This window comes from Streptomyces sp. JLBG701 (assembly GCF_058544905.1).
Genome location: NZ_CM178588.1, coordinates 10,126,539 through 10,141,622 on the forward strand (window position 1 = coordinate 10,126,539; position 15,084 = coordinate 10,141,622).

A 15,084-nucleotide genomic window follows, 5' to 3' on the forward strand; every position below is an offset into this window, starting at 1 on the left:
CGCCAACGGACGACCTACGGAGCATCCCGCCATGCATGACGACCGCAGCCTGGTCGAGAACCGCCTCAGGCGCGTCCTCGACGAGCGCGTCCGACCTGCCGTCTACCCCGAGTCCATCCCGCTGGAGGTGGCGGTGTGGCACGCGCCCGGTGAACCCGTGCCGGTCGCCGAGGGACTGGCCGCCGAGCCCGAGCCGATCGAGGTCGGCGCCCGCTGGGGTGCTCCGTGGGGCACCAGCTGGTTCCGTGTCTCCGGGACCGTCCCCAAGACATGGGCCGGAAGGACGGTCGAGGCGCTTGTCGACCTGGGCTTCGACGAGAACATGCCCGGCTTCCAGTGCGAGGGCCTCGTCTACCGGCCCGACGGCACCCCGGTGAAGGGCCTCAACCCGCGCAACCAGTGGGTGCGGATCGGCGCGCCCGTCGAGGGCGGCGAGGAGGTGCGGCTGCACATCGAGGCCGCGTCCAACCCGGTCATCCTCGACTACCACCCCTTCCTGCCCACGCAGTTGGGCGACAAGGAGACCGCGGGCAGCGAACCCCAGTACACGCTCACCCGCATGGACCTCGCCGTCCTCGACGAGACCGTCTGGGAGCTGGTGATCGACCTGGAGGTGCTCGGCGAGCTGATGGCCGAGCTGCCCGTGGAGTCGGCGCGGCGCTGGGAGATCCTGCGGGCGGTGGAGAAGGCCCTGGACGCGATCGACCTCCAGGACGTCAACGGCACGGCGGAACAAGCCCGTTCACACCTCGCCGACGTCCTCGCCGTACCCGCCGTCCCGTCCGCCCACCGGATCAGCGCGGTCGGCCACGCGCACATCGACTCGGCGTGGCTGTGGCCGCTGCGCGAGACCGTGCGCAAGGTGGCCCGCACGACCTCGAACATGACCGCCCTCCTTGAGGACGAGCCCGACTTCGTCTTCGCCATGTCGCAGGCCCAGCAGTGGGCCTGGGTGAAGGAGCACCGGCCCGAGGTGTGGGCGCGGGTGAAGAAGGCCGTGGCGGACGGCCGGTTCGTGCCGGCCGGGGGCATGTGGGTGGAGTCGGACACCAACATGCCCGGCTCGGAGGCGATGGCCCGTCAGTTCGTGCACGGCAAGCGATTCTTCCTCGACGAGTTCGGCATCGAGAACGAGGAGGCCTGGCTGCCCGACACCTTCGGTTTCGCCGCCGGACTTCCGCAGATCATCAAGGCGGCCGGCTCCAAGTGGCTGCTGACGCAGAAGATCTCCTGGTCGCAGACGAACAAGTTCCCGCACCACACCTTCCAGTGGGAGGGCATCGACGGCACCCGCATCTTCACGCACTTCCCGCCCGTCGACACCTACAACTGCTCGATGAAGGGCAGCGAAATCGCCCACGCGGCCCGCAACTTCAAGGACAAGGGCGCCGCCCGGCACTCCCTGGCGCCGACCGGCTGGGGCGACGGAGGCGGCGGGACCACCCGCGAGATGGTCGCCAAGGCGGCCCGGCTGCGCGACCTCGAAGGCTCCGCGAGGGTGGTGTGGGAGACCCCGGAGGAGTTCTTCGAGAAGGCGGAGGCCGAGTACCCGAACGCCCCCGTCTGGGTCGGCGAGCTCTATCTCGAACTCCACCGAGCCACGCTCACCAGCCAGGCGAAGACGAAGCAGGGCAACCGCCGCAGCGAGCACCTCCTGCGCGAGGCGGAACTCTGGGCGGCGACGGCGGCCGTCCGCACCGGATTCCCCTACCCCTACGAGGAGTTGGACCGTATCTGGAAGACGGTCCTGCTCCACCAGTTCCACGACATCCTGCCGGGCTCGTCCATCGCCTGGGTGCACCGGGAGGCCAGGCGGACGTACGACCGGCTCGCCCACGAACTGGGCGGCATCATCGACGCGGCGCAACGCGCCCTGGCCGGTGAGGGATCCACCGCCCTCGTCTTCAACTCGGCCCCGCACAGTCGCCATGGCGTCCCCGCGGGTGGCGCAAGGCCCCCGATGACCGAGGGCCGGACGGAACTCGACGCCCGCGCCGACGGCGGATACGTCCTGGAGAACGACCGGCTCAGGATCGAGATCGACGCCCGCGGACTCGTCGTCTCCGCCTACGACGCCGAGGCCGACCGCGAGACGATCGCCCCGGGCGGCGCTGCGAACCTCCTCCAACTCCACCCGGATTTCCCGAACATGTGGGATGCCTGGGACGTTGACGAGTTCTACCGCAACACGGTCACGGACCTGACCGACGCCGACGAGATCACGCCTGGTGAGGACGGCATGTCGGTGCGGATCGTACGGTCCTTCGGCGCGTCGCGCGTCACCCAGGTGCTGACACTGCCGCCGGGGGAGCGGAAGCTGCTGATCGATACGGAGGTCGACTGGCACGAGACGGAGAAGTTCCTGAAGCTCGCCTTCCCGCTCGACGTGCACGCCGAACGGTACGCGTCCGAGACCCAGTTCGGACACTTCCACCGCCCCACCCACACCAACACCTCATGGGAGGCGGCCAAGTTCGAGGCCTGCAACCACCGCTTCGTCCACGTGGCGGAACCGGGCTGGGGCGTTGCGATCGTCAACGACTCGACGTACGGCCACGACGTGACCCGCACGGTACGCACCGACGGCGACCGGGGTAGGACCACCACGGTCACCACTGTTCGGGTATCCCTCCTGCGCGCCCCGCGCTTCCCCGACCCCGAGACCGACCAGGGCGTCCACCGCTTCCGTCACGCACTGGTCCCGGGCGCGGACATCGGCGACGCGGTGCGCGAGGGCTGGCGGATCAACCTGCCGGAGCGTCGCGTCCAGGGCGCCCGGGAGGTGGCTCCGCTGGTGTCCGTCGATCACGACGCGGTCGTCGTCACGGCGGTCAAACTCGCCGACGACGGCAGCGGCGACGTCGTGGTCCGCTTCCACGAGGCCCACGGCGCCCGCACCCGCGCCACGCTCATCGCCGACTTCGAGGTCGCGTCCGTCACCGCCACGGACCTCCTCGAACGCCCACTGCCGGAGCCGGAGACCCCACGACACCAGGGGAACTGGATCGACGTACGGCTGCGGCCTTTCGAGCTGGTGACCTTGCGGCTCAAGCGGTCCTGACACAGAGGCTGCGGGCTCAGGTCGCGAGCTGCGCCCGCAGCCACTCCTCCACCTCGCCCACATGCGCCGCGGCAGCCGCCCGTGCCGCCTCCGGGTCGTGGGCGACCAGGGCGCGGTGGATCGCGGCGTGCTCGCGCCGGGTGCGTTCGAAGGCGCCCTCCTCCTGGTAGCCGCGCCAGACGCGGGCGCGGAAGGTGCGGGAGGAGAGGCCCTCCAGGATGGCGGCCATGGTGTCGTTGCCGGCGGCCGTCGCGATCTCGCGGTGGAAGGCGAGGTCGTGGGCGAGGATCTCCTCCGGGTCGTCGGTGGCGTTCATCGCCGTCAAGTGCTTCTCGACCTCGGCGAGTTGGTCCGGGGTGATCCGGGCGGCGGCCAGCGCGGTCGCCGTCGACTCCAGGATGCGCCGCACCTCCAGAAGCTCGACCAGCCGCGGCCCCCGTGACAGGTCGGCCACGACACCGAACGTCTCCAGCAGGTCGCCGGCCTCCAGCTGGGTGACGTAGATGCCCGAGCCGTGCCGGGCCTCCAGGACGCCCATCACCGTGAGCGCGCGGATCGCCTCGCGCATGGAGCTGCGGGAGATGCCCAGCTGGGCGGCCAGGTCGCGCTCGGTCGGCAGGCGCTGGCCCGGCTCCAGCCGCCCCTCGCCGATCATCGCCTTGATCCGCTCGATGGCGCGCTGCGTCACGGTGCCCTTCTGCGGGCCGCTCTCGTCCACGCCGTTCCTCCTGTTGCCGGGTGCGCCGCAGTCTAACCACTGGAGTGGTCGGACCACTATGGTCGAAATCCGTGAAGAATTGCCTACGAGGGGTGTTGGATCGGGGAAGTGGTCTGATAAATATGCGGGCATCTGCTCGATCACGCTCGATGAGGACTCGATGAGGAGCCGCCAGATGAGCCGCGAGATGCCCGGCAGAACAGTGCGGAAAGTACGGAAAGCGCGGAAAGTGCCAATGGCGCGTACGAAGCGCCGGTCCACGATCTTCGGCGCGGTGGCCGTGGCCGCCGGCGCCTCGCTGCTGCTCGCCGGCTGCGGCAGCACCAAGGACACCGGTTCCGACAGTGCCGGAGGCGGCACCGGCAAGGTCGGAGTGATCCTGCCGCTGCTGACCTCGCCGTTCTGGCAGTCGTACAACGACTACGTGCCGAAGATGGCGAAGACCGAGGGCGTGGACGCGCTGAAGACGGTCAACTCCAACAGTGACCCCTCGCAGCAGATCACCGACATCAACAACCAGCTCAACCAGGGTGTGAAGGGCCTGGTCGTCGCCCCGCTGGACAGTGCCGCCATCGAGGCCGGACTCGACCAGGCCGAGCGCAAGGGCGTGCCGGTGGTCGCCGTCGACGTGGCCCCCGACAAGGGCAAGGTCGCCATGGTCGTACGCGCCAACAATGTCGCGTACGGCGAGAAGGCCTGCCAGTACCTCGGCGAGCAGATCCCCTCCGGCAAGGTCGTGCAGATCATGGGCGACCTGGCCTCGGTCAACGGGCGTGATCGCTCGGAGGCGTTCCGCACCTGCGTGCAGAAGAACTTCCCCAAGCTCAAGGTGCTGGAGATCCCGGCGAAGTGGGAGTCCGACACCGCGGCCTCCAAGCTGGACACGCTCCTCAACGCCAACCCCGACATCAAGGGCATCTACATGCAGGCGGGCGGCGTCTACCTCGCGCCCACCCTCCAGACGCTCAAGTCCAAGGGCATGCTGAAGACGACGGGCCGGGCCGGCCACATCACGATCGTCTCCAACGACGGCATCCCGCAGGAGTACGACGCCATCCGCAAGGGCGAGATCGACGCGACCGTCTCGCAGCCCGCCGACTCCTACGCCAAGTACGGCATGTACTACATCAAGGCCGCGATGGAGGGAAAGACCTTCAAGCCCGGCCCGACCGACCACGACTCCGAGATCGTCAAGCTGCCCAGCGGCATCCTGGAGGACCAGCTGCCAGCGCCCCTGGTCACCAAGGACAACGTCGACGATCCCGAGCTGTGGGGCAACACGGTCGGATGAGCACCCCATTGGTGGAGGCGCGGGGGATCGTGAAGCGCTACGGTCCCACCGTCGCCCTCCAAGACGGCCAACTCGCCGTACTGCCCGGCGAGTCCCACGCCCTGGTGGGCCGTAACGGCGCGGGCAAGTCCACCCTCGTCACCCTCCTCACCGGCCTCCAGGCCCCCGACGAGGGCACGGTGCACTTCGACGGCGAGCCCGCGCCCCCGCTCACCGACCGCCACGCCTGGCGCCGCAAGGTCGCCTGTGTGTACCAGAAGCCCACCGTCGTACCCGAGTTGACGGTCGCCGAGAACCTCTTCATCAATAGGCAGCCAAGTGGCCGAGGCGGGGTCATCAGCTGGCGGCGGCTCAGGACCGAGGCCGCCGAACTCCTCGACACCTGGGACGTGCACGTCGACCCGGAGGCGCGCACCGCCGACCTCAAGGTCGAGGACCGCCAAATGGTGGAGATCGCCCGGGCGTTGAGCTTCGGCGCCCGCTTCATCGTCCTCGACGAACCGACCGCCCAGCTCGACAACCGCGAGATCGAGCGGCTCTTCAGCCGTATGCGCGCCCTCCAGGACTCCGGCGTCACCTTCCTGTTCATCTCGCACCACCTCCAGGAGGTGTACGAGGTGTGCCAGACCGTCACCGTGCTGCGCGACGCCCGCTGGATCGTCACGGCCCCGGTCACCGAACTCCCGCGCCAGGCACTGGTGGAGGCCATGGCGGGGGAGTCCATCGAGGCGATCGCCGAACAGGCCGCACAGGCCCCGGCCGTCGACGACACCGCCCCCGTCCTGCTCGACGCCAAGGGGCTCACCTCGGCGTCGTACACGGACATCGACCTCACCGTGCGCCGCGGCGAGGTCGTCGGGCTCGCCGGATCCAGCGGCAGCGGCAAGATCGAGCTCGCCGAGTCGTTCACGGGACTGCACACGCCCACGAGCGGCACGGCCCAACTGGACGGCGAACAGCTGCCGTTCGGTGATGTGCAGGCCGCGCTCAAGGCCGGCGTCGGCTGCGTCCCCCGGGATCGTCACGCCCAGGGCCTCGTCGTCGGCATGACCATCGGCGACAACGCCACCATGAGCGTCCTCGACCGCCTCGGCCGCTTCGGGTTCGTCCGCACCGACCGCAAGCGGGCCTTCGCCACCGAGCTGATCGAACGCCTCGACATCCACACCGAGGGCCCCGAGCAGCCCGTCTCCGACCTGTCCGGCGGCAACGCGCAGAAGGTCGTCATGGCCCGCGCCCTTGCCTCCGACCCGCGGCTCCTCGTCCTCATCAACCCCACCGCGGGCGTCGACGTGAAGTCCAAGGAGTCACTCCTGGCCCGCATGGACAGCGCCCGCGAGGACGGCACCGCCGTGCTGGTCGTCTCCGACGAACTCGACGACCTGCGCCGCTGCGACCGCGTCCTCGTCCTCTTCCACGGCCGTGTCGTCGCCGAGCATCCGGCCGGCTGGCGCGACCACGAGCTGATCGCCTCCATCGAAGGAGTGGACCATGGCTGACACCAAGGCGGCCCCACCGCTCGCTCCGCTCCGCGCCCCCGCCCCCGGTTCGGCCAAGACGGTGCTGCTCCGCCGGGCCCGCGAACTCGCCCTCGTACCGGCCCTGTTGCTGCTGATGGTGCTCGGCACGCTGGTCAACGACTCGTTCCTCACCGAGCGCAACCTGGTCTCGATCCTCGGCGCCTCCGCCGCCCTCGCGATGGTCGTGCTCGCGGAGTCGCTGGTGCTCATCACCGGCAAGTTCGACCTGTCGCTCGAATCGGTGGTCGGCATCGCGCCCGCCGTCGGCGCGCTCCTCGTGCTGCCGGTCGCCCAGTCCGGCTGGGGTACCGAACTCCCCGCCGCACTCGCCCTGTTGGCCGTCCTCGTCGCGGGCGCGGTCGTCGGCGCCTTCAACGGCATCCTGGTCGTCAAGTTCAAGCTCAACGCGTTCATCGTGACGCTCGCGATGCTGATCGTCCTGCGCGGACTGCTCGTCGGCGCGACCAAGGGCAAGACGCTGTTCGGGATGCCCGACGCCTTCTACTCGCTGGCCACCACCACCTTCATCAGCGTCCCCATGTCGGTGTGGCTGGCGGGCGCCGCCTTCGCGCTCGCCGGATTCGTGCTGAAGTACCACCGCGTCGGACGCGCCCTGTACGCGATCGGCGGCAACGCGGACGCGGCCCGCGCGGCCGGTATCCGGGTCGAGCGAGTGATGCTGGGCGTGTTCGTCGTCGCGGGCGTCCTCGCCTCGGTCGGCGGGATCATGCAGACCGGGTACGTCGGCGCGATCAGCGCCAACCAGGGCAACAACATGATCTTCACCGTGTTCGCGGCCGCCGTGATCGGCGGCATCAGCCTGGACGGCGGCAAGGGCACCATGTTCGGCGCCCTTACAGGTGTCCTCCTCCTGGGCGTCGTACAGAACCTGCTCACGCTCGCCCAGGTGCCGTCCTTCTGGATCCAGGCCATCTACGGCGGAATCATCCTGGTCGCGCTCATGATCGCGCGCGTGACGACAGGACGCGCCCAGGACTGAACCCACGACGCCCGCACGGCACCTGTACCCGCCGTGGATCCCTGCCCCTGACCGAAAGGCCTTCTGTGACCCCGACCCCCGCCCGCTTCACCGCGGTCGACACCTACGACATCCGCTTCCCCACCTCGCGCGAGCTCGACGGCTCCGACGCGATGAACCCGGACCCCGACTACTCGGCCGCGTATGTCGTCCTGCGCACCGACGCGGCCGACGGACACGAGGGGCACGGATTCACCTTCACCATCGGGCGGGGCAATGATGTCCAGGTCGCCGCGATCAACGCGCTGCGGGACCATGTGGTCGGACAGTCGGTCGAGGACGTCTGCGCCGACCCGGGAACGCTGTACCAGGACCTGATCGGGGACAGCCAACTGCGCTGGCTGGGGCCCGAGAAGGGCGTGATGCACATGGCGATCGGCGCCCTGACCAACGCCGTCTGGGACCTCGCCGCCAAGCGCGCGGACAAGCCGCTGTGGCAGCTCCTGGCCGACGCCGACCCGGAGTGGATCGTCCGCCAGATCGACTTCCGCTATCTCACGGACGCGCTGACGCCAGAGGAGGCGCTGCACCTCCTGCGCCGGGGCCGGGAGGGCGCCGAGGAGCGCCGGGCGCGGCTGCTGGAGCGCGGCTTCCCCGCCTACACGACCTCGGCCGGCTGGCTCGGCTACGACGACGAGAAGCTCACCCGGCTCGCCCGCCAGGCGGTCGCCGACGGCTTCCGGCAGATCAAGCTGAAGGTCGGCTCGGACCTCGCCGACGACGTGCGCCGCTGCCGCGTGGCCCGCGAGGCGGTCGGCCCCGGCATCCGCATGGCCATCGACGCCAACCAGCGCTGGGACGTCGCCGAGGCGATCGGCTGGGTCAAGGCGCTGGCCGAGTTCGACCCGTACTGGATCGAGGAGCCCACCAGCCCGGACGACATCCTCGGACATGCGGCGATCCGTGAGGCGGTCGCCCCCGTCCGGGTCGCCACCGGCGAACACGTCCAGAACCGCATCGTCTTCAAGCAGCTGCTCCAGGCCGGCGCCCTCGACGTCCTCCAGATCGACGCGGCCCGCGTCGGCGGCGTCAACGAGAACCTCGCGATCCTCCTCCTCGCGGCCAAGTTCGGAGTCCCCGTCTGCCCGCACGCGGGCGGCGTCGGCCTGTGCGAACTCGTCCAGCACCTCTCGATGTTCGACTACGTGTCGGTCGCCGGCACCACCGACGACCGGGTCATCGAATACGTCGATCATCTGCACGACCACTTCCTCGATCCCGTGGTGATCCGCGAAGGTCATTACACGGCACCCACCGCGCCGGGCTTCTCGGCCGCCATGCGGCCCGAGTCCATCGCGGAGTACACGTTCCCCGGCGGCACCTTCTGGGCCGCCGACCACGACCGGCAGAAGGGACGCGCGGCATGAGCGACTTCGAGGCTCCCGGGGCCCTGGACTTCCAGGGACTCAAGGCTCTGGTGACGGGCGGCGCCTCCGGCATCGGCCGGGCCGCCGCCGAACTCCTCGCCGCCCGGGGCGCCCAGGTCGCCGTCCTCGACCTGGACCCCACGTCCGTCGAGAAGCCCCTGCTCGGCTACCGGGCCGACGTCACCGACGACGCCTCGGTACGTGCGGCCGTGGCGGCGGCCGTGGCCGATCTGGGCGGCCTCGACATCCTGGTGAACAACGCGGGAATCGGCGCCGCGGGCACGGTCGAGGACAACGACGACAACGAGTGGCACCGCGTCCTGGACGTCAACGTCATCGGCATGGTCCGCACGGCCCGCGCCGCCCTCCCACACCTGCGCGAGTCCGCGCACGCGGCCATCGTCAACACGTGCTCGATCGCCGCCACCGCCGGGCTCCCGCAACGAGCCCTGTACAGCGCCACCAAGGGCGCCGTCTACTCCCTCACCCTCGCCATGGCCGCCGACCACGTCCGCGAGGGCATCCGCGTCAACTGCGTCAACCCCGGTACGGCGGACACCCCTTGGGTCGGCCGCCTGCTCGACGCGGCCCCCGACCCGGCCGCCGAACGCGCCGCCCTGGAGGCCCGCCAGCCCACCGGCCGCCTCGTCTCGGCCCCCGAAGTAGCGGGCGCCATCGCCTACTTGGCGAGCCCCCTGTCCGGCGCCACCACCGGCACGGCCCTCGCGGTCGACGGCGGCATGCAGGGCCTGCGCCTTCGCCCGGTGGGCCAGTGAACAGCCTCGGCAAGAGCGGCGTCGAGGTGAGCGAACTCGCCCTCGGGGCCGCCCCGCTCGCCAACCTGTTCACCGAGGTCACGGACGAGCAGGCGTACGAGGCCGTGGAGACCGCCTGGCAGCAGGGCATCCGCTACTTCGACACCGCACCCCACTACGGCCTGGGCCTGTCCGAACGCCGTCTCGGCGCGGCCCTGCGCGAGCACCCCCGCGAGGAGTACACCGTCTCCACCAAGGTGGGCCGCCGCCTGGAGCCGTCGGACGCGGGCGGCGACGACCTCGCCAACGGCTTCGCGGTCCCCGCCACGCACCGGCGCGTGTGGGACTTCAGCGAGGACGGCCTACGACGCACCCTGGACGCCAGTCTGGAACGGCTCGGCCTCGACCGCGTCGACGTCGTCTACCTCCACGACCCCGACGACCACGCCGAACAGGCCTTCCGGGAGGGCTACCCGGCCCTGGAGAAGCTCCGCTCCCAGGGCGTGGTCGGCGCGATCGGCGCCGGCATGAACCAGGCCGGGATGCTCACCCGGTTCGTCCGCGACACGGACGTCGACGTGGTGCTGTGCGCCGGCCGCTACACCCTGCTCGACCAGAGCGCGCTCACCGAACTGCTGCCCGCCGCCGTCGCCCGCGGCACCTCCGTCGTCATCGGCGGCGCCTTCAACTCCGGCCTGCTGGCGGATCCGAGGCCGGAAGCGACGTACAACTACGCGCAAGCGCCGGGCGAGTTGCTGGACCGCGCCCTGCGGATGAAGTCCGTCGCCGACCGGCACGGCATCACCCTGCGCGCCGCGGCCCTGGCCTTCTGCGCCGCGCACCCGGCCGTCGCGAGCGTGCTGGTTGGTGCGAGGTCGGCGTACGAAGTCCGGGACTGCGCCGAGCAGTTCGCGACGCAGGTGCCCGACGCCTTCTGGCAGGAGCTGAGGGACACCGGCCTGCTCACCGTCGAGGAGCCGTCATGAGAGTCGCCCTGCACACCAAGGTCCGCCCCGACCGCATCGCGGAGTACGAGGCCGCCCACCGCGAGGTCCCGGCGGAACTCACCGACGCGATCCGCGCCGCGGGAGCCGCCTCCTGGACGATCTGGCGCAGCGGCACCGACCTCTTCCATGTCCTGGAGTGCGCGGACTACGCCCGGCTGCTCGCCGAGCTGGAGAAGCTGCCGGTCAACATCGCCTGGCAGGCACGCATGGCCGAACTCCTCGACGTGGTCCACGACTACTCCGGCGAAGGGGCCGACGCCGGCCTGCCCGTCGTATGGGAGCTGCCATGACCGTCGACGCACACCACCACATCTGGGACCTCTCCGTACGGGACCAGGACTGGATTACCGGCCCCGAACTCCAGCCGCTCCGGCGGAACTTCACCGTCACCGACCTCGAACCCGAGGCCCGTACTGCCGGCGTAGACCGCACCGTCCTCGTCCAGACGATCACCGTGCCCGAGGAGACCCCGGAGTTCCTGGCCCTCGCCGACCGGCACGAACTGATCGCGGGCGTCGTCGGCTGGACCGACCTCACCCGCCCCGACGTCGCCGACGAACTCGCCCGCCTCCGCGAACTTCCCGGCGGGCACCACCTCAAGGGCATCCGCCACCAGGTCCAGGGCGAGAGCGACCCGGAGTGGCTGCTGCGCCCGGACGTACACCGCGGCCTGGCCGCTGTCGCCGACGCGGGCCTCGTCTACGACCTGCTCGTGCTGCCCCACCAGCTCCCGGCCTGCGTGAAGGCGGCCGAGTCGCTGCCGGATCTCGTGTTCGTCCTCGACCACCTCGGCAAGCCCCCCATCGCCTCGGGCGCCCGCGAGCCCTGGGCGACCGGCGTACGATCCCTCGCCGCACTCCCGAACACGGTGTGCAAGCTCTCCGGGATGGTCACCGAGGCCGACTCCGCGACCTGGACGGTCGACGACCTGCGACCGTACGCAGATGTCGTCCTGGACGCCTTCAGGCCCGGTCGGCTGATGTTCGGCTCGGACTGGCCGGTGTGCACCCTGGCGGCGACGTACGGCCAAGTGACCACCATGGCAGGGGAGTTGACCGCCGACCTGAGCCCATCCGAACGCACGGAGATCTTCGAGGGCACCGCCACCCGCGTCTATGACCTCTGAGCGCTACGGCCACGGTCCGGTGGAGCCGGGGTCGCCTCTATCGCGTACAGGTGTCCGTCCTTGCTGCCGACGTAGACCACGCCGTCCGCGACGACCGGGGCGGCGACGACCGGTCCGCCCGTCTTCACCTTCCACCACACGCGGCCGTTCTCCGCGCTGACCGCCCACAGATGGCCGTCGTCGCTGCCGAAGTACACCGTGCCGTCCGCCACCACGGGTGACGAATTGACGGGACCGTCCGTGGTGACACGCCATCTGACGGCACCGGTGGTCGCGTTGAGAGCCCACAGCCGGTCGTCCTGGGCGCCGACGTACAGGGTGTTGCCACAGATCGCGGGCGTGGTCCGGATGCTGCCGGGGGAATCGAGGTACGTGAACCAGCGGAACTCCCCGGTGGCCGCGTCCACCGCCTGTACCTGATCGCCCAGCCCGTCGCCCAGGTACAGCGTCCCTTCATGCAGCAGCGGAGTGACGGGCGAGAAGCTGAAGAGCCGCGTCTTCCAGCGGAGCTTGCCGGTGATCTGGTCGAGGGCCCGGGCGGTTCCGTCCTGCCCGACCACGTACACGACACCGTCGGCGTGCACGGGCGCCGAGTCGTTCCAGGTCTTGCGCCGGTACCGCACCCTCCAGCGGCGGCGGCCGGTCGCCGCGTCCAGGGTGCGCAGATACCGGCCGGAGCCGACGTAGTGGATCAGCCCGTTCGCGACGACGGGCGGGGTTTCGGACCACCAGTTCAGCCGCCTGCGCCAGCGGGGACGGCCGTCGGCGGCGTCGAGGGCGAACAGCCTCTGCCAGCCCGCGATATAGACGGTGTCACCGACCGCTGTGGGAGAAGCCCGGAATCCGGCGTCGTCGTTGGTCCACCGGACGGATCCGTCGGCCGTGTCCAAGGCCCACAAGCCCTTGGCGGTGACATAGACGGTCCCGTCGTGGACGTACGGCGCCACACGCACCTCGTCTCCGACGGGCACCCGCCATCGCACGGTTCCGGTTCGCACCTGGCCCCCCTCTGTCGCGTTCTTTCGATTCCTCAGAGCTCGCAGGCGTCCTGCCAGCCGCACGCGCCGCAGATCACCAGGCGCAGGGCCCGGTCGGTGGCGTGGTCGACGGTCACGTACGGGCGCAGCCGCTCACTGCTCACGCCGCACCGCGGACAGGCCGAGAACAGGCCCAGACTGCCGAAGTCGCTGAAGACCACGGCGTCTTCGAAGGCGCCGCCCCGAACTTCGGGCGCGGGCAAGGCCGTTGAACCGAGGTGCGCGATCATGGCCGCCGCCGCGTCCGTCATCCGGTCCGCGCCCGCTGCCAGGCGTACATGGCGCAGGCCGTCCAGCGAGGGCGGCAACGGCGTGTCGTCGAGGCGGACGGGGACGAGAGGGGCCCCGTCGGTGTCCGTGAGCCCGCTCGGCAGGGCGGATGCGTCGGGAGCTCCGCTCCACTCGGTGACGGCGGCGGCCGACCACAGGAGAACGATCGCGTCGGCCGGGCCGGTCATCCACGCGCCGAGCACGACATCGGCCCCGACACGCCTCAGCGCGGCCGCCAGTGTCGAAGCCGGTCGTTCGTCCCGCTGCTGGTAGGAAAGTCGCGTGCGCACGATCTCATGGTGCGGCACGTCAGCGCGTCATGGCGCGATCTTTTCGAACACCGGGAGGGCGGTTTACGTTCGCTGGACCGTCCTCGCCAACCGCGTCGGCGGCAGATACTCCCGCACATACGTCCGCTCCCAGCACGCGCCCGTCTCCCGCAGCTCACGCCAGGTCGTGTAGCGGTAGCGGAAGAGCCGGGCCCGGACATAGCGGGGCGGCTCGTCCGGTGGGAACGGTGAACTGCGCAGCAGACGCAGCGTGTCGCGGTCGTTCTCCAACAGCCGCTCCACCAGCCCGCCGAACCACGCACCGGCGTAGGCGGGCGACAGCGCGGCGAACCACATCAGCCAGTCGAGCCGCAGATGGTACGGCGCGAACTGGCGCGGCCAGCGCCGAGGATCGCCGGGCTTGCCCTTGAACTCGTACTCCCGCCAGTCCCCGTCCTCGTGCGCCACCTCGTCGGCCGTGCCCTCGACGACCACCTCGTACCGGATCCGGCTCACGCTGCCGAACGCCCCGTAGGTGTTGACCAGATGGAGCGGGTCGAAGGAGCGGTTCATGATCTGGTGACGGGAGATCATGTTGCGGACCGGGTGGTAGCTCAGCACCACGAGCCCGGCGGCCACCGCGAGGACCACGACCTCGTACCAGAGCGGGGTGTCCGCCACGGACGGCGGCGAGTTCGGCAACTCCAGCGCCGACAGCGCCAGCACGATCGTGATCCAGTTCAGCCAGGAGAAGTTGCCCGACAGGACCAGCCACAGCTGGGTGAGGATCATCAGCGAGGCGGCGGCCGTCGCGACCGGCTGCGGGGTGAACAGAAGGACGGGCACCACGAGTTGGGTGAAGTGGTTGGCGGCTGCCTCCACCCGGTGCAGGGGCCTCGGCAGATGGTGGAAGTACCAGCTCAGCGGGCCCGGCATCGGCTGGGTCTCGTGGTGGTGGTAGAGGCACGTCAGCCTGCGCCAGCACGCGTCGCCGCGCAGCTTGATCAGACCCGCCCCGAACTCGACGCGGAACAGGATCCAGCGCAGCAGGAACAGCACCACGACCGGCGGTGCCACCTCGTCGTTGCCGAGGAACACGGCGAGGAAACCGGCCTCCAGGAGCAGGGACTCCCAGCCGAACCCGTACCAGGTCTGCCCGACGTTGACGATCGACAGATACAGCACCCAGGGAACCAGCCACAGCGACATGCCGCCCCACAGGGGCAGTCGCGAGTCCAGCCCCGCGACCAGCGCCACAGACACCGCGCAACCCGACCAGGCGCAGCCCGCGAAGAAGCGGTCCGAGTAGTGCAGTTGGAAGAGGCTCGGCGCCTGCCGGAAGGGCACCCGCGCCACGAAGCGCGGGATCGGGAGCATGCCCCGCTCACCGAGCAGCGCACGGAACTGCAGGGCCGCCGTCAGGAAGGCGACGGCATACACGCCGGCCAGAGCCCGCTGGAAGACCAGCCGGCTCAGCCAGTAGTCGGGTGCGATGAACCACTCCACGGCAGCGCGCTCCTCCCTCCATTGTGTCGCCGGAACCGAACGTCACTCTCTGTATAGCGTGCCTCCGCTTGCGTAACCCAAGTGAGTGGCGCAGACAATGGTGACGAATCACCCGGGA

The 15,084-nt window shown here is 70.2% G+C and carries 13 protein-coding genes; 9 read left to right on the top strand and 4 right to left on the bottom strand.

Features of this window, described 5'->3' with window-relative positions; all coding sequences use genetic code 11:
* Positions 1 to 31: 31 nt before the first annotated feature.
* A complete protein-coding gene (locus AC5DRG_RS46260; protein WP_491806303.1) occupies positions 32 to 3,061 on the top strand; it encodes an alpha-mannosidase in 3,030 nt (1,009 codons plus the stop codon).
* Positions 3,062 to 3,077: 16 nt separating this feature from the next.
* On the opposite strand, the gene AC5DRG_RS46265 is transcribed toward AC5DRG_RS46260, so the two are convergent.
* On the bottom strand, positions 3,078 to 3,779 hold the full coding sequence (locus AC5DRG_RS46265) for a FadR/GntR family transcriptional regulator (RefSeq protein WP_491806304.1): 702 nt from the start codon (positions 3,777 to 3,779) through the stop codon (positions 3,078 to 3,080).
* Between the two features lie 187 nt (positions 3,780 to 3,966).
* Here AC5DRG_RS46265 and AC5DRG_RS46270 point away from each other — a divergent pair, with 187 nt between their 5' ends.
* The 8 genes from AC5DRG_RS46270 to AC5DRG_RS46305 all read left to right on the top strand — a co-directional run bounded on the left by AC5DRG_RS46270 (position 3,967) and on the right by AC5DRG_RS46305 (position 11,884).
* Entirely contained in the window at positions 3,967 to 5,070 is a 1,104-nt protein-coding gene (locus AC5DRG_RS46270) for a sugar ABC transporter substrate-binding protein (RefSeq protein WP_491813344.1), read from the top strand.
* Entirely contained in the window at positions 5,067 to 6,569 is a 1,503-nt protein-coding gene (locus AC5DRG_RS46275; protein WP_491806305.1) for a sugar ABC transporter ATP-binding protein, read from the top strand. Before AC5DRG_RS46270 ends, AC5DRG_RS46275 begins: the two co-directional genes overlap by 4 nt.
* Positions 6,562 to 7,590 carry an ABC transporter permease gene (locus tag AC5DRG_RS46280; RefSeq protein ID WP_491806306.1) on the top strand — a complete coding sequence of 343 codons (1,029 nt, stop codon included), beginning with the start codon at positions 6,562 to 6,564 and terminating at the stop codon, positions 7,588 to 7,590. The genes AC5DRG_RS46275 and AC5DRG_RS46280 overlap by 8 nt, the downstream gene beginning before the upstream one ends.
* Before the next feature lie 65 nt (positions 7,591 to 7,655).
* Entirely contained in the window at positions 7,656 to 8,996 is a 1,341-nt protein-coding gene (locus AC5DRG_RS46285) for an L-fuconate dehydratase (protein WP_491806307.1), read from the top strand.
* The gene (locus AC5DRG_RS46290; protein ID WP_491806308.1) at positions 8,993 to 9,772 is read left to right on the top strand and encodes an SDR family NAD(P)-dependent oxidoreductase; all 780 of its coding nucleotides are present in this window, start codon (positions 8,993 to 8,995) and stop codon (positions 9,770 to 9,772) included. Before AC5DRG_RS46285 ends, AC5DRG_RS46290 begins: the two co-directional genes overlap by 4 nt.
* The gene (locus tag AC5DRG_RS46295) at positions 9,769 to 10,737 is read left to right on the top strand and encodes an aldo/keto reductase (RefSeq protein ID WP_491806309.1); all 969 of its coding nucleotides are present in this window, start codon (positions 9,769 to 9,771) and stop codon (positions 10,735 to 10,737) included. The genes AC5DRG_RS46290 and AC5DRG_RS46295 overlap by 4 nt, the downstream gene beginning before the upstream one ends.
* Positions 10,734 to 11,048, top strand: coding sequence for an L-rhamnose mutarotase (locus AC5DRG_RS46300; RefSeq protein ID WP_491806310.1), 315 nt, complete (start codon positions 10,734 to 10,736; stop codon positions 11,046 to 11,048). The genes AC5DRG_RS46295 and AC5DRG_RS46300 overlap by 4 nt, the downstream gene beginning before the upstream one ends.
* Positions 11,045 to 11,884 (top strand): amidohydrolase family protein, encoded by an 840-nt coding sequence (locus AC5DRG_RS46305; protein WP_491806311.1) that lies wholly within the window; start codon positions 11,045 to 11,047, stop codon positions 11,882 to 11,884. Before AC5DRG_RS46300 ends, AC5DRG_RS46305 begins: the two co-directional genes overlap by 4 nt.
* Here the strand turns inward: AC5DRG_RS46305 and AC5DRG_RS46310 are convergent.
* The 3 genes from AC5DRG_RS46310 to AC5DRG_RS46320 form a co-directional block, all read right to left on the bottom strand.
* Positions 11,872 to 12,882 carry an outer membrane protein assembly factor BamB family protein gene (locus tag AC5DRG_RS46310; protein WP_491806312.1) on the bottom strand — a complete coding sequence of 337 codons (1,011 nt, stop codon included), beginning with the start codon at positions 12,880 to 12,882 and terminating at the stop codon, positions 11,872 to 11,874. The two genes, AC5DRG_RS46305 and AC5DRG_RS46310, sit on opposite strands and share 13 nt — an antisense overlap.
* A 32-nt stretch (positions 12,883 to 12,914) precedes the next feature.
* Positions 12,915 to 13,481, bottom strand: a complete 567-nt coding sequence (locus tag AC5DRG_RS46315; RefSeq protein ID WP_491806313.1) for a toll/interleukin-1 receptor domain-containing protein — start codon at positions 13,479 to 13,481, stop codon at positions 12,915 to 12,917.
* Positions 13,482 to 13,544: 63 nt separating this feature from the next.
* Positions 13,545 to 14,966 carry a lipase maturation factor family protein gene (locus AC5DRG_RS46320; RefSeq protein WP_491806314.1) on the bottom strand — a complete coding sequence of 474 codons (1,422 nt, stop codon included), beginning with the start codon at positions 14,964 to 14,966 and terminating at the stop codon, positions 13,545 to 13,547.
* Positions 14,967 to 15,084 lie beyond the last annotated feature (118 nt).